The sequence below is a fragment of the Tepidamorphus gemmatus genome, from assembly GCF_004346195.1.
Lineage (GTDB): Bacteria > Pseudomonadota > Alphaproteobacteria > Rhizobiales > Tepidamorphaceae > Tepidamorphus > Tepidamorphus gemmatus.
Window position 1 is genome coordinate 1 of the sequence record NZ_SMAK01000011.1, and the last position, 24,629, is coordinate 24,629.

20 protein-coding genes, 1 tRNA gene and 1 pseudogene are annotated in these 24,629 nt (G+C 66.7%); 13 read left to right on the top strand and 9 right to left on the bottom strand.

Annotated elements, in window-relative coordinates:
- Nucleotides 1-74 precede the first annotated feature (74 nt).
- Together EDC22_RS17960 and EDC22_RS14980 are read left to right on the top strand one after the other, a co-directional pair.
- The gene (locus tag EDC22_RS17960) at nucleotides 75-218 is read left to right on the top strand and encodes a hypothetical protein (protein WP_165926932.1); all 144 of its coding nucleotides are present in this window, start codon (nucleotides 75-77) and stop codon (nucleotides 216-218) included.
- 75 nt (nucleotides 219-293) lie between these two features.
- The gene (locus EDC22_RS14980) at nucleotides 294-1,187 is read left to right on the top strand and encodes a PhzF family phenazine biosynthesis protein (protein WP_132807496.1); all 894 of its coding nucleotides are present in this window, start codon (nucleotides 294-296) and stop codon (nucleotides 1,185-1,187) included.
- A gap of 15 nt (nucleotides 1,188-1,202) precedes the next feature.
- On the opposite strand, the gene EDC22_RS14985 is transcribed toward EDC22_RS14980, so the two are convergent.
- Nucleotides 1,203-1,445, bottom strand: coding sequence for a hypothetical protein (locus EDC22_RS14985; RefSeq protein ID WP_132807497.1), 243 nt, complete (start codon nucleotides 1,443-1,445; stop codon nucleotides 1,203-1,205).
- A 386-nt stretch (nucleotides 1,446-1,831) separates the two neighbouring features.
- Between EDC22_RS14985 and EDC22_RS14990 the strand changes: the two genes are divergently transcribed.
- Both EDC22_RS14990 and EDC22_RS14995 read left to right on the top strand, forming a co-directional pair.
- A complete protein-coding gene (locus EDC22_RS14990) occupies nucleotides 1,832-3,412 on the top strand; it encodes a 2-isopropylmalate synthase (protein WP_132807498.1) in 1,581 nt (526 codons plus the stop codon).
- 203 nt (nucleotides 3,413-3,615) lie between these two features.
- Nucleotides 3,616-4,224 carry a cytochrome b/b6 domain-containing protein gene (locus tag EDC22_RS14995; RefSeq protein ID WP_245499782.1) on the top strand — a complete coding sequence of 203 codons (609 nt, stop codon included), beginning with the start codon at nucleotides 3,616-3,618 and terminating at the stop codon, nucleotides 4,222-4,224.
- 12 nt (nucleotides 4,225-4,236) lie between these two features.
- On the opposite strand, the gene betB is transcribed toward EDC22_RS14995, so the two are convergent.
- Nucleotides 4,237-5,757 (bottom strand): betaine-aldehyde dehydrogenase, encoded by a 1,521-nt coding sequence (gene betB / locus EDC22_RS15000; protein ID WP_245499783.1) that lies wholly within the window; start codon nucleotides 5,755-5,757, stop codon nucleotides 4,237-4,239.
- Nucleotides 5,758-5,812: 55 nt separating this feature from the next.
- Between betB and EDC22_RS15005 the strand changes: the two genes are divergently transcribed.
- Together EDC22_RS15005 and EDC22_RS15010 are read left to right on the top strand one after the other, a co-directional pair.
- Nucleotides 5,813-6,241, top strand: a complete 429-nt coding sequence (locus EDC22_RS15005) for a methylglyoxal synthase (RefSeq protein WP_132807500.1) — start codon at nucleotides 5,813-5,815, stop codon at nucleotides 6,239-6,241.
- A gap of 134 nt (nucleotides 6,242-6,375) precedes the next feature.
- A tRNA-Lys gene (locus EDC22_RS15010) sits at nucleotides 6,376-6,451 on the top strand.
- Between the two features lie 86 nt (nucleotides 6,452-6,537).
- Here the strand turns inward: EDC22_RS15010 and EDC22_RS15015 are convergent.
- Complete coding sequence (locus EDC22_RS15015; RefSeq protein WP_132807501.1) at nucleotides 6,538-6,747, bottom strand: hypothetical protein; 210 nt, start codon at nucleotides 6,745-6,747, stop codon at nucleotides 6,538-6,540.
- A gap of 198 nt (nucleotides 6,748-6,945) precedes the next feature.
- Between EDC22_RS15015 and EDC22_RS15020 the strand changes: the two genes are divergently transcribed.
- The 3 genes from EDC22_RS15020 to EDC22_RS15030 all read left to right on the top strand — a co-directional run bounded on the left by EDC22_RS15020 (nucleotide 6,946) and on the right by EDC22_RS15030 (nucleotide 11,308).
- Nucleotides 6,946-7,974 carry a putative 2-aminoethylphosphonate ABC transporter substrate-binding protein gene (locus EDC22_RS15020; protein WP_245499784.1) on the top strand — a complete coding sequence of 343 codons (1,029 nt, stop codon included), beginning with the start codon at nucleotides 6,946-6,948 and terminating at the stop codon, nucleotides 7,972-7,974.
- A gap of 189 nt (nucleotides 7,975-8,163) precedes the next feature.
- Complete coding sequence (locus tag EDC22_RS15025; protein WP_132807503.1) at nucleotides 8,164-9,288, top strand: putative 2-aminoethylphosphonate ABC transporter ATP-binding protein; 1,125 nt, start codon at nucleotides 8,164-8,166, stop codon at nucleotides 9,286-9,288.
- Between the two features lie 76 nt (nucleotides 9,289-9,364).
- Nucleotides 9,365-11,308 (top strand): putative 2-aminoethylphosphonate ABC transporter permease subunit, encoded by a 1,944-nt coding sequence (locus EDC22_RS15030; RefSeq protein ID WP_132807590.1) that lies wholly within the window; start codon nucleotides 9,365-9,367, stop codon nucleotides 11,306-11,308.
- A gap of 391 nt (nucleotides 11,309-11,699) precedes the next feature.
- Here EDC22_RS15030 and EDC22_RS18125 read toward each other — a convergent pair.
- The 5 genes and pseudogenes from EDC22_RS18125 to EDC22_RS15055 form a co-directional block, all read right to left on the bottom strand.
- Nucleotides 11,700-11,961, bottom strand: a pseudogene (locus EDC22_RS18125) (DDE-type integrase/transposase/recombinase); the annotation flags it as partial.
- The gene (locus EDC22_RS15040) at nucleotides 11,955-12,785 is read right to left on the bottom strand and encodes a phosphodiesterase (RefSeq protein ID WP_132807504.1); all 831 of its coding nucleotides are present in this window, start codon (nucleotides 12,783-12,785) and stop codon (nucleotides 11,955-11,957) included. The pseudogene EDC22_RS18125 and the gene EDC22_RS15040, both read right to left, overlap by 7 nt.
- A gap of 217 nt (nucleotides 12,786-13,002) precedes the next feature.
- The gene (locus EDC22_RS15045; protein ID WP_132807505.1) at nucleotides 13,003-14,322 is read right to left on the bottom strand and encodes an ABC transporter substrate-binding protein; all 1,320 of its coding nucleotides are present in this window, start codon (nucleotides 14,320-14,322) and stop codon (nucleotides 13,003-13,005) included.
- Nucleotides 14,323-14,332: 10 nt separating this feature from the next.
- Complete coding sequence (locus EDC22_RS15050; RefSeq protein WP_132807506.1) at nucleotides 14,333-15,169, bottom strand: carbohydrate ABC transporter permease; 837 nt, start codon at nucleotides 15,167-15,169, stop codon at nucleotides 14,333-14,335.
- Between the two features lie 3 nt (nucleotides 15,170-15,172).
- Complete coding sequence (locus EDC22_RS15055; protein WP_132807507.1) at nucleotides 15,173-16,096, bottom strand: carbohydrate ABC transporter permease; 924 nt, start codon at nucleotides 16,094-16,096, stop codon at nucleotides 15,173-15,175.
- Between the two features lie 157 nt (nucleotides 16,097-16,253).
- On the opposite strand from EDC22_RS15055, the gene EDC22_RS15060 reads away from it, so the two are divergent.
- A complete protein-coding gene (locus EDC22_RS15060) occupies nucleotides 16,254-17,312 on the top strand; it encodes an ABC transporter ATP-binding protein (protein ID WP_132807508.1) in 1,059 nt (352 codons plus the stop codon).
- Between the two features lie 356 nt (nucleotides 17,313-17,668).
- On the opposite strand, the gene EDC22_RS15065 is transcribed toward EDC22_RS15060, so the two are convergent.
- Nucleotides 17,669-23,008, bottom strand: coding sequence for an apolipoprotein A-IV repeat region-like domain-containing protein (locus tag EDC22_RS15065; RefSeq protein ID WP_132807509.1), 5,340 nt, complete (start codon nucleotides 23,006-23,008; stop codon nucleotides 17,669-17,671).
- Between the two features lie 267 nt (nucleotides 23,009-23,275).
- On the opposite strand from EDC22_RS15065, the gene EDC22_RS15070 reads away from it, so the two are divergent.
- The 3 genes from EDC22_RS15070 to EDC22_RS15080 all read left to right on the top strand — a co-directional run bounded on the left by EDC22_RS15070 (nucleotide 23,276) and on the right by EDC22_RS15080 (nucleotide 24,502).
- On the top strand, nucleotides 23,276-23,566 hold the full coding sequence (locus EDC22_RS15070) for a hypothetical protein (RefSeq protein ID WP_132807510.1): 291 nt from the start codon (nucleotides 23,276-23,278) through the stop codon (nucleotides 23,564-23,566).
- An 84-nt stretch (nucleotides 23,567-23,650) separates the two neighbouring features.
- Nucleotides 23,651-24,037 (top strand): Hpt domain-containing protein, encoded by a 387-nt coding sequence (locus EDC22_RS15075; RefSeq protein WP_132807511.1) that lies wholly within the window; start codon nucleotides 23,651-23,653, stop codon nucleotides 24,035-24,037.
- A 144-nt stretch (nucleotides 24,038-24,181) separates the two neighbouring features.
- The gene (locus EDC22_RS15080; RefSeq protein ID WP_132807512.1) at nucleotides 24,182-24,502 is read left to right on the top strand and encodes a 2Fe-2S iron-sulfur cluster-binding protein; all 321 of its coding nucleotides are present in this window, start codon (nucleotides 24,182-24,184) and stop codon (nucleotides 24,500-24,502) included.
- Nucleotides 24,503-24,629 lie beyond the last annotated feature (127 nt).

The window sequence follows — 24,629 nt, forward strand, 5'->3', positions numbered from 1 at the left end:
GGAACAACCCCCGACCACGCTGCGGCGACCCTCTCCCAGCAACCGGTGCTTCACCTTAGCCGAGGATCGCACCGATGAGTGGAAGTGTTACAAGCGTCGACTCCGATCCTTTCGCCGAGGGATTCTATCTGGCGATGGGGGCGCAGCGGGTCGGCGAGGCGCCGTCGGGCGCCATTGCCGGCCGCATGTTGCCGCGCCTGGCCAAACGACTTCGCTGAGGCGCCATCTGCAATCGGCCGCGATTTCGTGCTACATGGCGCGACCCACCGCACGACGACCTCCGAGAGCCGACAGTGACACGCGCCTACAACATTCTGGATGTGTTCACCGACACGCCGCTGTCCGGAAATCCGCTCGCCGTCGTCCACGATTGCGAGGGGCTCGATACCGCGGCGATGCAGGCCATCGCCCGGGAATTCAACCTGTCGGAAACGGTGTTCGTGCTGCCGCCGCAGAACCCGGCGCACACGGCCGCGGTGCGCATATTCACGCCGAGCAAGGAACTCCCGTTCGCCGGCCATCCGACGGTCGGTACGGCGATCATGCTGGCGCGGCGGCGCTGGGCCGGAGCGGAGGAGATCGAGGGCATCATTGTCCTCGAGGAACAGGTCGGGCCGGTGCGTATCGGCGTCGTGCTGCGCAACGGCAACGCCTTCGCCGAATTCGACATCCCGCAGAAGCCGAAACCGGTAGACGGCGGTCTCGACGCCGAGCTCGTCGCAGCGGCCCTCGGACTGGTGCCGGCCGAGATGTGTTTCGAGAACCATCGCCCCAGCCGCTGGACTGCGGGCGTCGATTTCGACTTCGTGCCGGTCCGTGATCTCGGCGTGTTGCATCGGTGCCGGGTCGACGTGCGGGCCTTTGCCAAGGCGTTTCCGTCCGGCTCGGCCTACCTCTACACGCGCGAGACGATCTCGGTCGAGAACGACTTTCATGCGCGCATGTTCGCGCCGGGCCTCGGCGTCAGCGAGGATCCGGCGACAGGCGCGGCCGCAGCCGCCTTCGCTGGTGTCATCATGCATTTCGATCAGCCGCCGGGCGGCCGCCACCGCTTCCGGATCGAGCAGGGTCACATAATGGGCCGCCCCAGCCTGATCAATCTCGAGCTGGACGTGCAAGGCAAGCTGCACGCCGTGCGCATCGGCGGCGGCGCGGTGGTGGTGGCCGAGGGGACCCTCGCCGTCTAGCGCGTTTCGCCAGACCTACTCGATGCCGAGCATCTGCTTGGCCTGCGCCAGCGTGTCGACCGACTGCTGGTGCTGGCCGGCATCGTGCAAGGCCTGGCCCTGATCGCGCAACGCAATGACCTGAGCCTTCTCGGCATCGGAAAGGCTCGTCGTCTGCAATGCCTGGTTGATCTTCGCGATGTCGGCGGGACACTGGAAAGCCATCGCGGGTGCCACGGTGAGTGCGAGGATGATTGCGGCGCGGATCACGGTTTTCATCCGACATCTCCTGACTGGGATCGCCGCCGGGACGGCGGCAGGCCGGTCGCCCGTTGCGCGCTGCCGCCTTGCGCGAAGCGGGGCGGTCGTCTAGAACGTCTGACAACCGTCAGACTGCGGCGTCGCGGTGGCGAGCGACCGGGGTTGAGACTATCGGGCCGAAATGGCAGGACTATGGTCATGAACGGGCATATCGGGTTCGGCATCGCAGCGGCATCGGCGCCGCGCGTCCTGCCGTGCCTGCCCTCCTGCCTGGGCGGCGGCCTCCTTCTCCTTACCGGCCCCTGAGCGCCGGCTGGCCCGCACGCGCGGGCAGGCTCTCAGGGGAACACCGACGGGACCGAACAGCGGGCCCTGAACGGGCCACCGGAGAAGGACTTCAGGACATGACTATCGATACCAGTCACGGCGCGCAGGGCGAGCGCGAGCGCGTATTGATCTTCGACACGACATTGCGCGACGGCGAGCAGTGTCCCGGCGCCTCGATGACATTCGAGGAGAAGCTGCAGGTCGCCGAGGTGCTCGACGACATGGGCGTGGATATCATCGAGGCCGGTTTCCCGATCGCCAGCCAGGGCGATTTCGAGAGCGTGCAGGAAATCGCCAGGCGAGCGAAGAACGCCGTCATCGCAGGCCTGTCGCGCGCCGACTTCAGGGACATCGACCGCTGTGCCGAGGCGGTGAGGGTCGCGCGGCGTCCGCGCATCCACACCTTCATCTCCACCTCACCGATCCACATGAAGCACAAGCTGCAGATGGAGCCAGAGGCGGTGCTGCAGGCGGTGATCGATTCGGTGACGCGCGCCCGCAGCCATGTCGACGATGTGGAGTGGAGCGCTGAGGATGGAACCCGCACCGAGTTCGAGTTCCTGTGCCGCTGTGTCGAGGCGGCGATCAAGGCCGGCGCGACGACCATCAACATTCCCGACACGGTGGGCTACACGACGCCTGAGGAGTACACGCACCTGTTCCGCAGCGTGCGCGAGGCCGTGCCGAATTCCGACAAGGCGGTGTTCTCGGTGCATTGTCACAATGACCTCGGCATGGCGGTTGCCAATTCGCTCGCCGGTGTGAAGGGTGGCGCGCGGCAGATCGAGTGCACAATCAACGGCATCGGCGAGCGGGCCGGCAACGCGGCTCTGGAAGAGATCGTCATGGCGATCAAGACCCGCAACGACGTGCTGCCCTACGTCACCGGGATCCAGTCGACCATGCTGATGCGTGCGTCGCGGCTGGTCGCGGCAGTGACCTCGTTCCCCGTCCAGTACAACAAGGCGATCGTGGGCCGGAACGCCTTCGCGCACGAGTCCGGCATCCACCAGGACGGAATGCTGAAGCACACGCAAACCTACGAGATCATGACGCCGGAATCCGTTGGCGTGAAGCAGACCTCGCTGGTCATGGGCAAGCATTCCGGGCGCCATGCCTTCGCCGAGAAGCTGAAGGAGCTCGGCTACAGCCTGGGCGACAATGCGTTCCAGGACGCATTCCGCCGCTTCAAGGACCTCGCCGACCGCAAGAAGCTGGTCTATGACGAGGACATCGAGGCGCTCATCGACGAGGAAATCGGTGCCGCGCACGACCGCTTCAAGGTGGTGGCGCTGACCGTGATCGCCGGGACCGGCGGACCGCAGAAGGCGACGCTGACCCTCGACTTCGACGGGCGGCAGGTGACACGCGAGTCCACCGGTAATGGTCCGGTCGATGCGATCTTCAACGCGATCAAGGCGCTGGTTCCGCACTCGGCCAAGCTGGCGCTCTATCAGGTGCAGGCCGTTACCGAAGGTACCGACGCTCAGGCCGAGGTCTCGGTCCGGCTGGAACAGGACGGTCGCGAATTCACGGGCCGTGGCGCCGATCCCGATACCCTGGTCGCTTCGGCGCGTGCCTATGCCCACGCGCTGTCCAAGCTGATGGCCAAGCAAGACCGTCTCCATTCCCAGCACAGCCGGGCGACGCCTGCCTGAGCCGCGACACAGACCAGCGGCCGCCCGCCACCTGCCGGCGCGGGCGGCCGGCCATGGCCTGACAGGATGGTCGCGATGGGTGGCAGAAGGGGGGCTTCCGAGACAGACCGACAAATTTTCGCTTGATCCAGCGCAAACCTTTTGTTCTTGCGCAGTGGTCATCTCGTACCCGTCGGTAGGTGTCGATGCCGGAGAGAAGTCCGATGAGCCCGAACAGCATACGCGTCTGGGATCCGCTGGTCCGGATCGGTCATTGGCTGCTGGTCGTGGCGTTCGTCGTCGCCTATGTGACCGAAGGCGACCCCCTGACGATACATGTCTGGGCCGGATACACGGTGGCGGCGGTCGTCGTCGTGCGGGTCGTCTGGGGGTTCGTCGGCCCCCGGAGGGCGAGGTTTTCCGATTTCCTCTACGCTCCCGCGACGGCGGTCCGGTACCTGCGCGACCTGGTGCTGCGGCGGGCGCCCCGCTATCTCGGCCACAGCCCGGCCGGAGGCCTGATGGTCGTGGCCCTGCTCGTCTGCTTGGCAGCCACCACGATCACAGGGATGATGACGCTCGCCGACAGCGCCAATGCCGGGCCGCTGGCACCCTGGTTCGGCAACCAGGCGGTCGTCGAACAGCGCGCGACGGCGGAAGCTGCCGGCCAGCGCTTTCGCTACCGCTCGCCCTACAAGGAGCCGCACGAGATGCTGGCCAATCTGACGCTGCTTCTGGTGATCCTGCACATCGGCGGCGTAGCGCTGGCGAGCTTCGCCCATCACGAGAATCTGCCGCGGGCGATGGTGACGGGCATGAAGCGGGCCGAGTAGGATCCGCCGCGATCAGTATGGCGCCTCGACGCTGCCGAGATTGACGTAGACGCTCTTGCGCTGCGAATAGAAGTCGAGGGCGGCAAGACCGTTCTCGCGACCGATGCCGGACATCTTGGAGCCGCCGAACGGCATTGCCACCGGGGTGAGATTGTAGGCGTTGATCCAGACCACACCGGCCTGCAATGCGGCGGCCATGCGGTGGGCGCGGGCGAGATCGCGGGTCATGACGCCAGCCGCGAGCCCGAACGGTGTCGCGTTGGCGCGGATGACCGCCTCCTCCTCGGTCTCGAAGGTCATGACGCTCATTACCGGGCCGAAGATCTCCTCGGTGACGATCTTCATCGTGTCAGTGCAGTCGGCGAAGATTGCAGGCCGCATGAACCAGCCGCTGGCCAGCGGCCCCTCGGTGATGCGACCGCCGCCGGTGACCAGCCGCGCGCCCTCGGCGCGGCCGGCCTCGACATAGCCCAGCACCTTCTCCAGATGCGCCTGCGAGATGAGCGGCCCCATCTGCGTGTCGGGGTCGAGCGGATCACCCACCCTGATCGCCTCGGTCCGGGCGATCGCCCGTTCGAGGAAGGCATCATGGAGGCGACGGTGGACGAAGACCCGCGTCGCATTCGAGCAAATCTCGCCCTGCGTATAGAAATTGCCGAGCATCGCGGCGGACACCGCGTCGTCGAGGTCGGCATCCTCGAAGACGATCAGCGGCGACTTGCCGCCGAGCTCCATCGTCACATGCTTCAGTGTCTCGGCTGCCGCCGCCATGACCCTTGTGCCGGTCGGCACCGAACCGGTCAGTGATATCTTGGCAACGCCCGGGTGGGCGGCAAGCGCGGCACCGGTCTCCCCCGCACCGAGCACCACATTCATCAGGCCGGGCGGAGCGCCCGCCTCTGCGACAATCTCCGACAGTGCCAGCGCCGACACCGGTGTCAGCTCGCTCGGCTTGAAGATCATCGCGTTGCCGGCGGCGAGCGCGGGGGCGGTCTTCCAGCTGGCGATCTGGATCGGATAGTTCCAGGCTCCGATTCCTGCCACCACGCCCAGCGGTTCGCGCCGCACATAGGCAAAGGCCGATGGCCCCAGATCGATATGCTCGCCATGGGCGGCCTGCAGCACGCCTGCGAAGAACTCGAAGCAGTCGGCAGCCGAATCGATGTCGGCAGCCGGAACCTCCTGGATCGCCTTGCCGGCATCGAGAACCTCCAGCCGGGCCAGCTCCATCCGCTTGTCGCGCAAGCGCTGCGACACCCGGTGGAGGACCCGCGCCCGTTCGGCAGGCGGCATTGCGATCCATTGACGCTGAGCCGCTGCGGCTGCCTGAACGGCGGAATCGACGTCGGCTTCCAGCGACGAACGCGCCTCCCCGAGCGGAAGCCCGGTCGTCGGGTTGATCGTCTCGAACAGGCTGCCCGAGCCTTCCACGTGTTCACCGCCGATGTGGTTGCGCAATCGGCCGAGGCTGGTCATCAGCGAATCCTTTCCCTGGCGGTAGAGCTGCACCATGCTGTCGGCCCGATCTCGCATGTCGTTGACCGGCGCGCTTTGCCGTGGCCGTCACCGACCGCACCTGGAGACGACGATGGCTGACACGTCACCGCCCCCGCCCCGCCTGACTGTGGGGCTGATCGCCCATGACAGCAAGAAGCCGGCGATGGTCGCCTGGGTCGGCCGCTGGCACGCGGTGCTGGCGCCGCACCAGCTGGTCGCGACCGGTACGACCGGCGGTGCGCTGCTGGAGGCGCATCCCGATCTGGCGATCCGGCGGTTGCGAAGCGGACCTCTCGGCGGAGACCAACAGATGGGGGCGTTGATCGCGGAGGAGACGATCGACGCGCTGGTGTTCTTCATCGACCCCCTCACGGCAATGCCGCACGATGTGGACGTAAAGGCGCTGATCCGGCTGGCGGCGCTCTACGATGTTCCGGTCGCCTGCAATCCGGCGACGGCGGACTGCATCGCCGCCAGCCTCGCGGGTCGCTTGCCCCGGGGTGCGAGCCGCGTCGGATGAACATGGCGGCAGCGGCGGTCATCGCGGCCACGCACCTGGCGGAAAACGGACGCGGATATCTGGACGCGGCGCGCCGACGTTGCTATATCCCGCCTCGACGCCGCAGCCGCAAGGCTGCGACGGCCGCGTTCGGCGGGCGCATAGCTCAGTTGGTAGAGCAGCTGACTCTTAATCAGCGGGTCCATGGTTCGAGTCCATGTGCGCCCACCATTCCTGTAAGGGACTGCCAAGATCGCCGGTTTCGTCCGGATCAAATTGGGGGCGTGGGCAGCGGTGCCGATCGTGCCGAGGGCCGTTCAGTAGCCGAACAGCTCGAAATCCTTCGCATAGATCTTCTCGGCGACCCGCTTCAGGTAGCAGCGATCGGCGAACACGTCGACGCGGGGCCGCCGGTTTCGGATTTCGACAGGCACGTCGGGCTGTCCGGCGCGCGCCTTGACGATCGGCCGATCCATCTCCCGATAGCACACCGCGCCTGATCGCGGCGACAGAGTGGCGCCCGCCATCGGTGATCGGTGACGGCCGGTCACGATCTGCCGCTTGGGGCAGGCACCTGTCCAATGCCGCAGCGATCGCCGCGCCACTGTCATGCATCGTTCATGCAATCGTCGCCTGCCTGTCGTCCGCGCTCCCTATCGTCCGTCCAAGCCCGTCGCGAAGACCCTCCGGCGCGGCCTGTGCTTTCAGATGATCGGGAGGCTGCCTTGACGACAACCCGTAAACCGTTCCGGCTGCTTGCCGGTGCCGCGCTGCTGCTCGGCCTGTCAGAAGCCGCGCATGCCGCAACCGAACTTACCGTCTATACCGCCATCGAGGCGGACCAGCTCGCCGCCTATGCCGAGAAGTTCAACGCGGCCCATCCGGACATCAGGATCAACTGGGTGCGCGACTCGACCGGCATCATCACCGCCAAGCTGCTCGCCGAGAAGGACAACCCGCAGGCGGACGTGATCTGGGGACTGGCTGCAACATCGCTGATGCTGATGAAGGCGGAGGGCATGCTTGAGCCCTACGCGCCCAAGGGGTTGGACAAGCTCAATCCCAGATTCCGCGATCCTGCCAATCCGCCCGAGTGGGTCGGCATGGACGTGTGGGCTGCCGCCATCTGCTTCAATACCGTCGAGGCCGGGAAGAAGGGTCTGCCGCTGCCGAAGAGCTGGGCCGATCTGACCGATCCCGTCTACAGGGGTGCCATCGTCATGCCGAACCCGAACTCCTCGGGGACCGGCTTCCTCGACGTGTCCAGCTGGCTGCAGCTGTTCGGCGAGGAGGGCGGCTGGGAGTACATGGACAAACTGCACGAGAACATCGGGGTCTACACCCATTCAGGCTCCGCGCCGTGCCGGATGGCTGGTGCCGGCGAGTATCCGATCGGCATTTCGTTCGAGTACCGCGCGGCGCGCACCAAGGCCGACGGCGCGCCGATCGAGATCGTCATCCCCGAGGAAGGGGTCGGCTGGGACATGGAGGCGGCAGCGATCGTGCGCGGCACGCCAAACCTGGAGGCGGCGCAGACGCTCATCGACTGGGCGATCAGCGAGGATGCCATGCGCATGTACAACGAGGGCTACGCTATCGTCGCCGTCGACGGGATCGCCAAGCCGCTCGAGGGGCTGCCGGCAAATTTCACCGAGATGCTGATCGACAACGACTTCGAGTTCGCGGCGATGAACCGCGCCCGCATCCTCGAGGAGTGGCAGAAGCGTTACGACGGAAAGTCACAGCCGAAATGACGGTTCTGCGCCCTGAGCGGACGTCGGGTCGCTGACCCGGCGCAGCACAGGCCCCCGGATGCCGCGCTGCCTGTGTCCGGGACCTGTCTGTCGACAGTGCTCGCGGCCTGCCTGGCGCTGCGGCGGATGCCGGGGTTGCATGCAGCGAAGCATGGCCCAGCGGCCCGGGCAGGGAAGGGGGATGAGACGATGCCACCAGCCGCTCCCGGACAAACGGCCTACTCCGTCGCGCCACCGCATGACGGCCCCTATCTGGCCATCGAGAACGTGACGAAGCGCTTTGGCGGGTTCGCCGCGCTGAAGGGCGTTTCGCTGGAGGTCGCGCACCGCGAATTCGTCTGCTTCCTCGGCCCGTCGGGCTGCGGCAAGACGACGCTGCTCAGGGCGATAGCCGGCCTGGACATCCAGACTTCAGGGCGCATCCATCAGGGTGGCCGCGACATCTCGGCGCTGCCGCCGGGCGAACGCGATTTCGGCATCGTGTTCCAGTCCTACGCCCTGTTCCCCAACCTGACGATCCGCCGCAACGTCGCCTATGGCCTCGAGAACCGCGGTCTGCGGCGCGCCGACATCCGGCGACGGGTGGACGAACTTCTCGATCTCGTCGGTCTCACCGACCAGGCGGAGAAGTACCCGGCGCAGCTGTCCGGCGGCCAGCAGCAGCGCGTCGCGCTGGCGCGGGCGCTGGCGCCGTCGCCCGGCCTGCTGCTGCTCGACGAGCCGCTGTCGGCGCTCGATGCCAAGGTTCGCGCCCGCCTGCGTTTCGAGATCAAGAAGCTGCAGCGCACCCTCGGTATCACCACCATCATGGTCACCCACGATCAGGAGGAAGCGTTGACGATGGCCGACCGGATCGTGGTGATGAACCAGGGCACGATCGAACAGGTCGGCTCCCCGATGCAGATCTATGCGACGCCGGCCTCCACCTTCGTCGCCGATTTCATCGGCACCATGAACTTCGCGCCGGGTGTCATGGCCGGTCCCGGTCGTCTCCATGCCTATGGCGCCGAACTCGCCTGCGACGAGGACGGCATCCCGACGGGTACACCTGTCACGGTCGCGATCAGGCCTGAGGACATCGAGCTGGGCACGCAGCACGGCCGCAACGTCGTTGCCGGCGAGATTGCCTGGATCGAGTTCCTCGGCTCCTTCGTGCGGCTTGGGCTGCACCGGACCGGCACCGGCGAGGCGGGCATCCGGATCGACCTGCCGATCGCACGGGCGCGGCAGATGGCGTTGCAGGAGGGCACGGAAGTGTCGTTCGCGCTGCCGGCGGACCGGCTGCGCCTCTATCCGGAGAGTGCTCGTGGTTGATGCGGCCCTGCCGGCGGCAACGGTGGCCTCGCCGGAGCTGCGGGTGCGTCCGCAACTCGGGCGCGACGACTGGATCATGCGCGCCTTCCTGGCCGTCATCGCGGTCTACCTGACCGTGGCGCTGGCCCTGCCGCTTGCCACCATGGTGTCGAAGTCGTTCGAGGTCCGCACCTTTCCCTACGACTCCATCCACATCGCAAGGTTGGCCGAAGACGGCAGCGAGGAGGTCAGGACTCTGGGCGATTGGGCTGCCGATGCCGGATTTGCCGAAGCCGTCGCCCAGGCGGGGCGGTCGAGTGCCATTCCCGCCGTCCGCCTGTTCCCCGGCTGGGATTCGCCGGACAGCACGGTCGTCGCCTACCGCGTGCTGAACCGGTCAGGCGAGGCCGGCACCGCCGAGTTCGACCGCAAGCAACTGCCGCTCGACGAATGGGTCGAGATTCCGCGCGATCAGATCCGCTCCGTCGTATTCCGGGCCGGAACCGCGCGGTCGGTCGCGAACTATGTGCGCTATGTCACGACGCCGGCGCTGTTCAACTCGGTCGGGAACTCACTGTTGGTGGCGATTCTCACGACGGCGTTCACGGTGACGCTCGCCTTCGGTTTCGCCTATGCGCTGACCCGCACGCAGATGCCTTTCAAGGGCGCATTCAAGACAATCGGGCTGGTGCCGATCCTGGTGCCGTCGCTGTTGCCCGGGATCGGACTCGTCTATCTGTTCGGTAACCAGGGTCTCCTGCGCGACATGCTGATGGGCCAGTCGATCTACGGCCCGATCGGCATCGTCATGGCCAGCGTATTCTTCACCTTTCCCCACGCGCTGATCATCATCACCGTCGCCCTGTCGATTTCCGACGCGAGACTCTACGAGGCAGCGACCGTCCTGCGTGCGCCTGCCCATCGGGTGTTCTGGACGGTGACCCTTCCCGGCGCGCGCTACGGGCTGATCTCGGCGGCCTTCGTGGTGTTCACCCTGACGATCACCGATTTCGGCGTGCCGAAGGTGATCGGCGGTCAGTACAACGTGCTGGCGGTCGACATCTACAAGCAGGTCGTCGGCCAGCAGAACTTCGAGATGGGTGCCGTCGTCTCGATCGTGCTGCTGATCCCGGCGGTGCTCGCCTTCGTCGTCGACCGGTTCGCCACCCGCAGGCAGGTGGCGCTGCTATCCTCGCGTGCCGTGCCCTACATGCCGAAGCCGAACGCGCGCCTCGACTGGACGATGTTCGGCTATTGCGCGGTGGTGTCGGCGTTGATCCTTGGCATTCTGGCCACGTGCCAGTTTGCGGCGCTGGTGACGTTCTGGCCGTACAATCTCGAACTCACCCTGCGCCACTACAATTTCGACCTGGCCGACGGCGGCGGCTGGAAGAGCTACCGCAACTCGCTCACCCTGGCGCTTTGGACTGCGTTCGTCGGAACCGGTGTCATCTTCCTTTGTGCCTATGTGGTGGAAAGGGTCCGTGCCTTCGATTCCGGCAGGGCGGCCGTTCAATTCCTGGCGATGATGCCGATGGCGATCCCGGGCATGGTGCTCGGATTGTCCTACATCTTCTTCTTCAACAGTCCGGCCAATCCGCTCAATGTCATCTACGGCACCATGGCGATCCTGGTGATTTCGACGATCACCCACTTCTACACGGTTGCGCATCTGACGGCGGTGACGGCGCTCAAGCAGATGGATCCGGAGTTCGAGTCGGTGTCCGCTTCTCTCAAGCAGCCGGTCACACGGGTGTTCGCGCGTGTGACGATACCGGTCTGCACGCCAGCGATCCTCGACATCTGGATCTACCTGTTCGTCAACGCGATGACGACGGTTTCGGCGGTGGTGTTTCTCTATTCACCGCTGACGACGCTCGCTTCGGTAGCCGTGCTCAACATGGATGATGCCGGCCAGCTTCCGGCGGCCGCGGCGATGGGGATGATGATCTTCTACACCAACCTGGTGATGCGGGTCGTTCATCTGGGCGTCGGGCGTCTGGTACAGCGCCGCACGCAGGCCTGGCGCATCGGCAGCTGATGACGGGATCCCGTCCGGTTGCCTGAAAACGAGGCAGGTGAAGGGCTTCGACTGTCGTTTCCCCGTCAGATCGACCTGCTATCGGCAGATCAGCAATGGTCTGCGTCCCGATGCGATGGCGACGTGGCCGCCGCCCGCCTCCCGGATAATGCGCACTGACCGGAGACCCCCTTCTCGTCCGGCTTGAGGAAGGGTCTCCTGAGTTTCATTCCTGGCCTCATGCGGCATGCTTTCCAGAGCGGATCTCATTGCGCACTCCGCCGGAGGCATGTTGCCGCGCGTCGCGTGTGGTCGGTGATGGTTGTCATCCTCGTTTCATGACGTGATGGCGCTGCAGGCTTCGGTGAGCGTCGGGAACAGCGTGTCGTTGCGGCGTCGTCCCGGAAGACCTGTTGAAGCTTTCGGCGAAGGCGTTCGGACTCGGTCTCCCCGGCGCGATGCAGTGCAATCCGCCGCCGGTCTGTCGGCACCGGCGCAGGACCGCCCTCGAGGTCAGTTCGGTGCCGTTGCCGGAGACAATCGTGTCCGGCCGGCCTCGCCGGCGGATGATGGCATCCGGCTCCCGCACGACACGCAGGCCTGACAGCGGTGTCGACGATCAGCGCCAGGCATTCCCGCGTGCAGTCGTCGACGACGGCCAGTGATGTCACTCGGCCTTGCCCGGATAGTCCGGATCGGCGACGAACGGAAACGGGCCCGGATAATCCTCGACATAGGCACCGTGCGAGACCAGGCCATCGGCCTCGTTCCAGCGATGGAGCGCGAAGGCGGCTGGCTCCATGACGAAATGCGCCGGTCCATCCGGCCTGAGGTCGAGCACCACCTGGTGGGCGACGCCCGGCACGACCTGTACGACGGTTCCGGCAAAGCGGGTGACGATTGGCCGGTGGTCGTGGCCGCAGACGATCGCCAGCACGTTGCCGTGGCCGCCGACGATCTCGGCGAGTTCCGATCGCGACCGCAGATTGATCCTGTCCATGTGCTGAACGCCCGTGACGATCGGCGGATGGTGGACGGCAATCAGTGTCGGCCTGTCCGGGGCCGCGGCGAGAGCGGCCTTCAGGAAGTCGAGGCGGCGCGGGCAGAGCTCGCCATGACCGTGGCCGGGCACGACGGAGTCGAGCATGACCAGCCGCACCGGGTGGTCATCGACCGTGTACTGGACGAAATCCGGGTCCGCACCGATGCCCGGCAGGTGGCCGAGCACCGCCTTGAGGTTTTCGCGGCGGTCGTGATTGCCGGGGATCAGGTAGACCGGCATGGTGAGCCAGCGGGCGATCAGTTCGCCAAGCAGCTCATATTCCTCGACGAGACCGCAATCGGTCAGGTCGCCGGTAATGATTACCGCGTCCGGGCGCGGGTTGAGCCGGGAGACGGCCCGGAAGGCACGTTCGGTGAGCATGCTGGTCTCGGCGATCCGGTAGGCGGGCTTGCCGACGGGGCGCAGATGCAGGTCGGTGATCTGGGCGATGAGCATTGGGAACAATCCGCACTGACGGAAGTGAGGTATCGGGCGCTGCGCAACACTAGCGTGTCGCCCCGTACTTCGCATCGCGGCGATCCGGGAACAGGACGCAGGAGACGTCCGCGGATCGTCGCGTTGCGATACCGGCTTGCGCTTCTTGTGGGGGGGACGACGCGGATCGGGGCCGCCAGGCGGGTGCGGCCCCAACCGGCTCGTCAGCCGAGCAGTGTCAGTTCAGGTAGCTGAGCGCCGTGGCCTCGACATAGGGGCGCATCAGGGCGTCGGCCGCGGCCTGGGCGTCCTTGAGTGCCTGAGCCGGATCCTTCTTGCCGGAAAGAACCGCCTGTACCTCGTCCTCGAGCGCCTTGCGCACGCCGACGGTGTTGTAGGTGGCGAACCACGAGCCGGCATGGGCGAGCTGGTCGAGCGCAACCTTGGCATCGGGATGCTCGACGAGGAAGGCCTTCATCTCGTCGGAGTCGTAGGCGTGGCGGTTGGGGGCGAAGTAGCCGGTGAAGCGGCTCCAGTGGCCGGAGATCTCGGGACTCGTCAGCCACTTGACCAGTTCGAAGCCGGCCTTCTTCTGCTCCTCCGACAGGCCCTTCGGCATCATCAGCGAGGCACCGCCGATCGGCACCGCATTGCGGACGTTCCTCGGCACGAAGGCAACCCGGTAGGGCTCCTTCATGTTCTCGCGAACGAAGCTGAGCGAACCGGTCGACAGGATCATGGTGCCGAGCTGGCCGGCGAAGAAGGCCGAGGTGACGGAGTTGGCGTCGTTGACGCCTTCCGGCATCACCTTGTACTCGAACACCATGTCGTGCAGCAGGTTCAGCGCGCCGAGCATCGTCGGGGTGTCGTAGTAGACCTCGCCGGCGTAGTTCTGGTTGTAGTACTGGCCGCCGTTCGACATGTTCAGGGCGCTGGTGATCCAGCCGAGGTAGTCGTAGGTGGTCGGCATCATCACGCCCCACTGCTCGACCTTGTCGCCGTTGCGCCTTGTGAGCTTCTGCGCGGCGTCGATCCATTCGGCCCAGGTGGCCGGCGGATTGTCGGGATCGAGACCGGCCTCCTCGAACAGACGGACATTGTAGTAGAGCAGCGGCGTCGAGTTGTGGAAGGGCACGCCATAGACCTTGCCATCGATCAGGGCGTTGCCATGCAGCGCCGGCCAGAAGTCATCCATGAATTCGGCGGGCGTCTTTCCCTCGGCGGCAATCAGCTCGTCATAGGGCTCGACTTCGCCGTTGATCACGTATTCGAGAATGAAGCTGGCGCTCATGATGACCGCAGCCGGCGGCTGGCCGGCCTTGATGGCAGCGCGGGTCTTGAGGTTGGTCTCGTCATAGGAGCCGGTGTAGACCGGCGTCACCTTGATGTCCGGGTGCTCGCTGTTGAACCGGGCGACCAGGTTCTCCATCTCGTTGGCGAGCTTGCCCTGGACAGGCACGGGGAAGAACAGCTGGATCTCGGTGGCAGCCTGGGCCGGGGTTAGGCTCAGGCCAGAGGCGACGGCAACCGCCGCCGCCGAGCGCATCAGGGCATTCATTGGCAGACTCCTATTTGATGCCAGTGAAGACGAAACTCGACACGAAACGACGCTGGAACAGCACGAAGGCGATCAGCAGCGGCGCCGCCACCAACAGCGTGCCGGCGGCGATCAGCCCCCATTGCGAGCCGCTCTCGGCGCTGCGCGTGAAACTCGCCAGACCGACCGTCAGGACACGGTTCGACGGCGATGAGGTCACCATCAGCGGCCACAGGAACTCGTTCCAGTGCGCGGTGACCGAGACGATCGCGAAGGCGATGAAGCCGGGTCGCGCCAGCGGCACCAGGATCCTGCAGATGATCTGGGCGCGGCTGGCGCCATCGACGCGCGCAGCCTCCTCGAAATCGCGCGGGATGGTCCTGAAGGTCTGGCGCATCAGGAACACGCCGAAGGCGGAGGCGAAGTAGGGCGCCATCACGCCGACCAAGGTGTCGTAGAGGCCGAACTTCGACAGCGTGATCAGGTTCGGCACGATCAGGATCGGCGGAACCAGCATCAGCTGCATCAGGAACAGGTAGAAGAATGCTTGCCTACCCGGGAATTCGAGCCTGGCGAAGGCATAGCCGGCGCAGGTAATGGTCACGAGTTGGACCGCCAGCACCCCGGCGCACAGGATCGCGGTGTTCAGATACCAGAGCGGAAAGTTGCCGGACTGCCAGGCATCGACGAAGTTGCCGAAGCCGGACTGCGCGGAGGGGATCAGCGATGCGATGTCGGCGCCTCCGGCTGCATCCGGCCTGAGCGAGGCGATCAGCATCCAGGCGAACGGGGTGACCCAGATCACCGCGACCGCCACGAGCAGGATCGTGGCAGCAAGGCGGGGCGAGCCGGAACGTGATGCGGTCATGGTTCAGCCCTCGTAATGGATGCCGTGTTCGAGCGTGCGCAGCGAGACGGCGGAGATGACGAGGAGGGCGGCGACGGTGACGACCGTGGCGGCGGCGGCCAAGCCGATGTCGTAGTTCTCGTGCGCCTGCTGGTAGATGTAGTACAGCAGCACGTTGGTCGAGTCGCTGGGACCCCCGCCGGTCAGCAGGATGATGTGGTCGACATTGGTCAGCACCTGCAGCAGCGCGATGACCACGACGAAGGCGAGTGTCGGCCGTAGCAGCGGCAGGGTGATGCGCCGGAACCGCTGCACGGCCTTGGCACCCTCGACGCGGGCGGATTCGTACAACTCGTCGGGGATGGCCTGCAGTCCGGCGAGGAAGAACAGCATGTAGTAGCCGGCGTTCTTCCAGACGGTCAGGCCCATCAGCGACCACAGCGCCAGGTCGGGATTGCCGATCCAGTTGGTCGTGCCGAAGCCCAGACTGCCGAGATAGTAGTCGAGCAGGCCGAAGCGCGGCTGGAAGATGAAGCTGAACAGTGCCGACGCCGCCACCAGCGGGATCATCACCGGGAGGATGAAGACCGTCCGCAGCCCGGAGGTCAGTCGCGTCGTCTCCTGCAGACCGACGGCGAAGGCGAGCGCCAGGACGATGCTGGGAACCACCGTGCCGACCGCGAAGACGATGTTGTTCTGGGCCGCGCGGGCAAAGCGTGCGTCGGCGAACAGCCGCTGGAAGTTGTCGAGCCCGGTGCGGGTCGCGCCGCCGAAGGATTCGACGGTCAGCGATTGCCAGGCGACCTGAACCACAGGCCAGTAGGTGAACAGCGCCAGAAACACGAGCGAAGGGGCGAGCAGCAGCAGCGCCACGCCAAAAGTTTCATGGATTCGCGATTTACGTGCAGAATCCGCAAGATGCACGCCTGACAGGGTAGTGTCGGTCATTGCTTGCCCCCTTCTTGGCGCGCACCATCGGAGCAATCCGTGACAGGTGAATGAGAGGATGATGACGCGTCGGTGACTGTGGAGAACCCCATCATCGAGGTGTCATCGACAACGGTTACGCAGGCGTCCGAAGTCGAGCGAGAAGGGAGCCGTCGCGATGGCAGAGGTGCGGCTGCGGGAGATCCGCAAGAGTTTCGGCGAGACTGCGGTCCTGAAGGGTATCAGTACCGTGATCCCCGACCGGGCCTTCGTGGTGATCGTCGGTCCGTCCGGTTGCGGCAAGTCGACGATGCTGAGGCTCGTGGCCGGCCTGGAGCGGGCGGACGGCGGCACCATCTCGATCGGCGGCCGCGACGTCGGCCACCTCGAACCGGGCGACCGCGACATCGCCATGGTGTTCCAGAATTATGCGCTCTATCCGCATATGAGCGTCGCCGAGAACATCGGCTTCGGCCTGTCGGTGCGCGGGCTGCCACGCGCGGAGATCCGGGAGCGCGTGCGCCGCGCCGCGGAAATCCTGCAGATTGCCCATCTGCTTGATCGCCGGCCGCGGCAATTGTCCGGGGGCCAGCGCCAGCGCGTGGCGATGGGGCGGGCGATCGTGCGCAATCCGAAGGTCTTCCTGTTCGACGAGCCGCTGTCGAACCTCGATGCCAAGCTCAGGATCGTCATGCGCACCGAAATAAAGCGGCTGCACCGCGACCTCGGAGCGACCAGCATCTTCGTGACGCACGACCAGGTCGAGGCGATGACGCTGGGCGACTGGCTGATCGTTATGAACAACGGGCATATCGAGCAGGAGGGAGCGCCGCTCGACATCTATGCCCGTCCCGCGACCGCCTTCGTCGCCGCCTTCATCGGCTCGCCGCCGATGAACCTGCTCGAGGGTCGGGTCGACGGGTCGGGCGTCGAGATCGAGGGCGCCGGGCGGATGGACATTGCCGTGCCGGACGGCCTGCCGGAGCGGGCATGGCTCGGTATCCGGCCCGAGCACCTCGAGCCCTGCGCGGAGTCCGATGCCCAGCTGCGGATCGTCGCCGACATCGTCGAACCGCAGGGTTCGGAGACCATAGTGCACGGTCTGTTCGGCAGCCGCCCGGTGGTCGCGCGGCTCGACGGGGCCGCCAGGGTGCGCCCGGGCGAGGCTCTGCCGATGCGTCTCAAGCCCGGCAGCATGCACTTCTTCGACCTGGACAGCGACCGTCGCATCGCCTGAGGAGTCGGCCCGGTGACATCGCCTTGATCCCGATCAATGCGCCGGTGCAGGCGCCGATCCCTGCTATCCGGGTTGCACGAGCCGGAAGGAGGGTGACGATGAGTGGTACCGAGATCCTGGTCGTAGCGGGGATCCTGACCATGTTCGCCTATTTCATGGTCGTTCTCGCGCTCGCCGACGCGATGTGGCGCAAGGCGCGGCAGGCGAAATAGTGGCCCCGGGCGCCGGGGAGCAGCAGGGAGACCCTGGCGGATCCGGCGCCTCGCGGCATGGTCCGATCGAGGAAGGGTGGATACGCGAAGGGCCGGTCCTCGCGGGCCGGCCCTTCGACTGTCCGCTCGGGGGATTGTCTCCGGTCAGGCTGGCCGGCCAGCTGCGTCCGCCAGGATGCTGTAGACCTTGCTCGGCTCGGAGGTCAGGTACATCTGCCGCATGATCCCATCGCGATCGGTGCGCGAGATTTCCTCGATCAGCCGTTCGAAGCCTTCCAGATAGCGGTCGACCGTCTCGCGCAACTCGGGATCGCGACGATACTTGCGCCGGATCTCGTCGATGACACCGCGGTCGCGCTGGGCGAACAGGCGCCGGATGAAGATGTCCCTTTCACCCCGCCGATAGCGGTCATAAAGGTCCATGAAGGCGTTGTCGTCGATCGCCCGCACGATGTCGACGGCGATCGCATTGAGCGATTCCATCATGTGGGCGGGCGAGCGGTCGTCGGCCTCGGCGCGGCGCGGGGCTTCCGGCTCCGCCTCCTCGCTCCGGGCGGCGCGCGCCAGCACGTCCGAGAGCGACCAGCGGTCGGCCGGAGCGGCCGGCTGACGCGGCGGGCGCGGCGTCTCGGGTGCAGCCGGAGGCGAGCTCACCGCGCGGGAAGGGGCAGGCTGCGGCCGTCGCGGCGTGGGCGTCGGTTCGGGCGGCATCGCCCGGCTGGCCGAGGACGGCGGGGCGGCCGGTGCCGGTGCGGATGCCGGGGCTGGCGCCGCAGCGGCAAGGCTGCCGCTTGCGGCAACGGGCCGTCTGCGGTCCGGAACCGCCACGTCGAGGGCGTTGCCGTGACGGCTGACGATCTCGGCGAGCTCGTTGAGCGCCTTGATCTGGTCGGCGACGGCCCGGCGCATCGCGGCGGCATTCTCCTGGGTCTCGCGCGGCAGTTCGAATGCGCCCCGCTTCAGTTCCGCTCGGGTCATCTCCAGTTCTTCCGCGATGGCCTTGGCGGCCGCCCGGATGTCCTGGGTTGCGTCGTGGAAGCGGGCAGTCGCGGCCTGCAGCAGATCCGCAATCTCGCGTGTGACGCCTTCGAAGCCGGATCGTACGGCAAGGGCTGCCCGTTCGCCTTCCTCACCGGCCGACAGGCGCATGTATTCCAGTTGCTCGGCGACCGTGCGCGAGGAGGTGGTGGCCGCATCGGAGATGAGCAGCCGAATTTCCTCGGCCGACGCCTTGAGCGCTTCGAACTGCTGTGCGACCGAGCGGGCAGACAGCTGGGCGCGGTCCGCGATGCCGGCGCTGACGCGATCGGCCTGCTTCTGGATGTCCGACAGCTCAGCGATCAGCGCCCGTGCGGACTCCGCGGCCCGGGCGGCGATCTCCTCAGAGATCTGACCGGCGCTGTCGCGCAGTCCGCCGATCTCGTCGAGGACCGACCGACTCGCCTGACGCGCCCGCTCGGCGATCGCAGCCGTGATCTCGTCGACCGACGATCCGATCCCGGTGATCTCCTGCACCGCGGCACGGCTCGACAGCCGGGCCCGCTCGGCGATCGCAGCGGTAATCTGGTCGACCGCAGCCTCGATCCCGGAAATTTCCTGCAGCGCTGTCCGGCTGGACTGCACAGCGCGGTCGGCAATGGCGGCTGCCATCTCGTCGGCGGCAGCCCGCATCCGCTCGGTTTCTGCGATCAGCGCCTGGGCGGCACTGGACGTCCGGTCGGTGATACTGGCGGAGACCTCGTCTGCGGCGCGCCGGATGGCGTCGAGCTGACGGTAGATTGCCTGGCTCGAGGTTGCCGCCCGCTCTCCGATCGTGCTGGTGAAGGCCTCGACCGAGGCATTCAGGCGTTCGAACTCGCCCAGCAGCTTCTGTGCGGCGGTGGCCGAGGAGCGGTCGAGCATCTCGCCGAGCTGGGTCGCGCGCTGTTCGGCGGCGGCAAGCGTCGCCTCGATCGAGCCGGTATACCCGCTGATCAGGCCGTCCAGCTGCTGCGCGCGCACGACGAGATTGGCGGCCAGATCGTCGAGGCGCTTACGCCGTTCCTCCATCGCGCGGTCCATCTCGGCGTTCGTGCGGTCGAGGTGAATGGCCGTGGCTTCCAGCGCCTGGCCCTGTGCCTCGAAGCGCGTCGCGAGCGCGCCGATGTCGCGCAGCACCCGGGCGGACATGCCTTCCAGCAGCTTGACCTGCTCGCTCATCCGCTCCGACGTGGCGTTGGTGTCCGCGGAGACCGAGTCCACGGCGTTGCGGAACTCCCGGACCCGCTCGTTCAGCGTCGCTTCGATCGCGGAGAGATTCTCGCTGGCGCCGGTCAGTACCGACCGAAGCAGCGCGTTCGATTCGCCGAGGCGCTCGAGGATGGCCTCGATATTGGTCGTCAGCGAGTCGTTGGTCTGGGCAATCTCCTGGGCGATCTGCCTGCCGCGGGTTTCCAGCGCTTCATAGGCATGCTGGCCACTCTCGGAAATCGCCTTGGTGATCTCGAGACCCTGCTGGGCAATGGCCTTGGTCAGCTCGCCGCCCTTCGTGGTGATGACGCGCGACACGGTCTCGGCGGCGTTGCCGACCACCGTCTCTATCTCGCCCGACCGCTTGGCAAGCTCGTTGACGAGGCGCCCGCCACGGACCACCAGCGTCTCCTCGATCTCGCTGGCCCGGCCGGAGAGCTGCTCACTGATCTCGGCAGTGCGGGCGGCGAGCGTCTCGTTGAGCGCTGCGGTGCGGGTCGCAAGGGTCTGCTCGATCTCGTTGGCGCGCGCACCGAGGGTGATGTTGATCTCGCTGGCGCGGTCGCCCAGGAGGGTCTCGATGTCGAGTGCCTTGGCGCCCAGCGTCTCGGAAATCTGATCGGCGCGGCTGCCGAGATTGACGAGAATCTGGTCAGCGCGGCTGGTGAGCACCGTCTCGATGTCGAGCGCCTTGGCGCCAAGCATGTCGGCGATCCGTTCGCTGCGTCCACTGAGAAGGGCATCGATCTCGCCCATCCGTGTCCCCAGCGCCTCGGAGATTTCGAGCGCGCGGCCTGCGAGGCTGCGGTCGAGCTCGGCGGCGCGACGGCCGACAGCGGCCTCCAGATGTTCGGTACGATCGGCTAGCGTCGACTCGATCGCCGCGACCCGATCGGCGAGGAGACGGTCGACCTCGCCGATGGATTGGGCGATGGTCTCCTTCATGCCGCCCGCACGCTCGGCAAGGAGTGCCTCGAGTCGGTCCCGGCCGTCGTCAATCGATTCCGTAAGCGCCTTGATCCGCTCGCCGAAGGCGGCATCCAACGCCGCCCCGCGCTCGCCGAGCGTCGTGCCGATTTCGCCGAGCCGCCGCCCCAGCGTCGAATCGATTTCGCCAGCCCGTTCGGCGACGGTCCTGACAAAGGACTCGGCGCGGCTCGACAGTGTCGTCTCGATGGCGCCGGCACGCTGCTCCAACGTCTCCTCGACGCGGGCGAGGCGCCCGTCGAGCGCCGTCGTCATCTGTTCGCCGTGGGTCGCAAGCGTCTCCGCAATCTCGGCCGCCCGATTGGCGAGGATCTCGTTGAGCTCGGCGGAGCGATGGTCGAGCAGCTCGGCGATTTCCGTCGAGCGGAATGCAAGCTTGTCGACCAGTTCGCCGCCCTTCACCGACAGCGTGTGGTCGACGTCGGCAACCGTGCGCCTCAGGGTTTCCTCGACAGCGTGCGCCCGCTCGCCGATCGACTCGATCAGACGGTCGGTATTGGAGGCAAGGCTGTCCTGAAGCTGTGCACTGCGCTGGGCGATGGCGCGGGCAATCTCAGCCCCGGCGGTGCCGAGCTGCTCGGTGTAGGCGGCGGTGCGGCCGACGATCTCGTCGACGAAGCTGGCGCCGGTCGCCGACAGACGTTCGGTGAGCTCCGCCCCGCGTCCGGTCAGGGTTTCCTCGATCTGGTGTCCGGTCGTCTCGATCTGCGCGGTCAGCTTATTTCCGCTGGATTCGATCGAGGCGGATATCCGGTCGCCGACCTCCGACAGGCGGGTGGTTACCTCGGCGCCGCGCCCGACCAGGTTGTCGGTCATCTCGCGTCCGACCGCGGACAGCCGTTCGGTCACCTCGCTGCCGCGACTGACGAGATTGTCGGTCATCTCGACGCCAATCTGGCTGAGGCGCTCGGTGACCTCGCCGCCACGCGAGACGAGCTCGGAAAGCAGGCGGCCGCCGGTGTCGCTGAGCGTATGCGTCACCTCGGCGCTGCGGTCGGTCAGAGCCTGGATCAGGCTGTGCCCGGTGGCGGCGAGCGTGTCGTTGATCGCCGAGCCGCGCTCGGAGAGATCCTGCACGATGATGAAGCCGGTGCGCTCGAAGGCCTCGTTGACCTCCTGGCCGCGCTGGCTGAGGGTGGCGACAACCATGTCGCTCGAGGCCGCCAGCGTCGCGGCGACCTCCTGGCCGGTATGGGACAGGCGGCGGACGAAATCGTCGCCGTGCGTCGTCAGCGTGGCGATCAGGTTGTCGCCGGAGGCGGTCAGGGCATCGGCCATCTCGTCGCCGCGCCGGGTCAGGACGGCGGTGACACGGTCGCCGGCCATCGCGACAGCCTCGGTGATGCGCTCGCTGGCCGTGGCGAGATCCAGTGTCAGATTCTCGTGGGCGCCGGAAATCGAGGCACGCAGGCGATCGGCGGTGTTGACTAGCGCGTCGCGCTCGTTGGCCATATGGTCGATCAGCGCGCGGATACGGATCTCGTTCTCGTGATAGGCGCGCTCGAGCGAGGACACCTCGCTGTGGATCAGGGCCTCGAGCTCGCCGGCCCGGGCCAGTGCGCGCTCGACGCCGTCACCCATCGCGGCGACCTCGCGGCGGATCGCCTGGCCGACCGTCATGACGGCTTCCTTGGCCACGCCCTCGGGTTCTGACAGCCGGATCGCGGCCTGCGTCAGCGACTGTCCGGCGAGGCGGAAATCGTTGGCGCGCCAAACCATGGCGGCCATCGTGAAGAACAGCAGCACGGGGATCGTCAGGCTTGCCCAGGCGCCGAGGATGCCCGGATCGGAACGGACGAGATCCGGATCGGTCAGTGCGAACAGGGAATTGCCGTACATGCCCCAGGCGAGCGATCCGGCGAGCGCGACCCAGGCGATCGAGACGATGGCTGCGATCAGGTAGGGCGTCCGCGGCGCGCGGCGCTGCATCGCGTAGACGATGTGCCCAACGGAGGGACGATCGTCGTTAGCTGGTCGGCGGGCATCGCTTGCGGGGGGCTCCGGCGGCCGCGGCGCAGCGCGGCGGCGCCCCTCGGCCGGGCCATTCGCGCGAGCAGGCTGCTCGCGTGCGGCCTCCACGACGCGCTCGACGGCCCGGTTGACGCTGTCGGCTGCCTTGTCGGCAGCGTCAACCGGGTCCTTCGAGGCCGGGGATTTAGCCGGGGGTTCCGCCGCACTGGAAGGCGTCTCGTCCAGGAACAGCGCCTCTTCAACGGCCGAAAGAGCCGCTTCGGCCGCATCGCGGCCCTTCTGGGATTGCTTCGCCATAATCCGTCTGCCTCGCGTCCGTACTCAATACCAACCCGGGCGCCCGCCCGCCGCATTCGAGACAACTCGGGAACAGTCTGCCGAACACAGTTCCGGAACCACAGACGCTTTCCCCCGCCGGCAGGACGTCTGCAACCCGCACACGGACGTACACACTCCGTGCAGGTGCCGACGACACTTGCCGCGGCCGGTAGTCTAGTGCCAAATCCGCCCGGGGAAAACACCCGCCCGGCGGAGTGTTAGGACATCGTTAACGATGGAGCGGCGGTGAGCGACGACGCAGTCGGACACGGGGATTCCGCGCGGCCCACCCGCGCCCAGCTCGACTATCTCGTGCGGGGGCTTGACCAGCCCGGCGGCAAGCTGCCGCTGTTCGACCGCGAGGGCCGGCCGATCAATCACCAGACGATCCGCGCCTGTATCGCCAACGGCTGGGCGGAGCCCTGGTATGCCAATCCCATCAAGCCGGACTGGCTGGTCTGCCGCCTGACCGAAGCGGGCCGCCGCCTGGCCGCAAGGAGCGGCGTCAGGCCGGCGGACGGACGGGGGCATGATTAACCCCACATTAGACACGCCGGAGCCAGCATTCGGTGGCCTTGCCAAGCGGCGGGTTCCACAGGATCGGTTCCGGGAGGTTTTGGAATGGGACGCACGAGCGACGGGGACGAAACCCGCCCGATGGCGGTGGACTGGGATGGTCCTCCCGTCGATCTGGCGCATCTGGCGCGCCATACCTTCGGTGACACCGAGCTGGAGCGGGAGGTTCTGCAGCTGTTCGTCGCCCAGTCGCACGCCCATCTCAACCGCCTGAAGGAGGCCCGCGATGCCGAGCAGTGGCGGCGCGCCTCGCATACCATAAAGGGATCTGCGCGCGGCATCGGGGCCTGGGCGGTGGCGGCGCGGGCGGAGGCGGCCGAACGTCTCGGCGGCAACGTGGAGGATGCCCGCTGCCGCGAGGCGATCATCGCGCTGGAGCAGGAGATCGACAGCGCCAACAGCTTCATCCGCTCTCTGATCGTCGCGCACTGAGGCGCGTGCTGCAGGGGTGCGGCACTGCGGGGCTGGCGTAGCCCCGCGGATTCCCCTATAGCGAGCCACCGTGCGGTCCGGATGGCCATCCACCCGGTTCCGCATCGCATGCATCCGACCTCCATACCGTAGATCGGGAACCCCATGGCGAGGATCACCTATATCGAGCACAACGGCGCGGTCCACGAGGTCGAGGGTGAGCCCGGCTCGACTGTCATGGAAACCGCGATCCGCAACATGATCCCGGGCATCGAGGCCGAATGCGGCGGTGCGCTCGCCTGCGCGACGTGCCATGTCTATGTCGACGAGAAGTGGTTTGCGGCGACCGGCGGCCCCTCCGAGATGGAGGAGGACATGCTGGACTTCGCCTACGACGTGCAGCCGACCTCGCGCCTGTCCTGCCAGATCAAGGTCACCGAGGCGCTGGATGGTCTCGTCGTGCGGATTCCCGAGCGGCAGGGCTAGGCGCCGCCGGGCAGGCGACCGGAGGCGGTAGGCCGCCTTTCCTGCGCCCGACGCGGCGATCGGCCACGCCACGACTTTTGACAAACATCACGGCATCCTGTAGCAAGACGCGCTTCGTCGTTCCCGA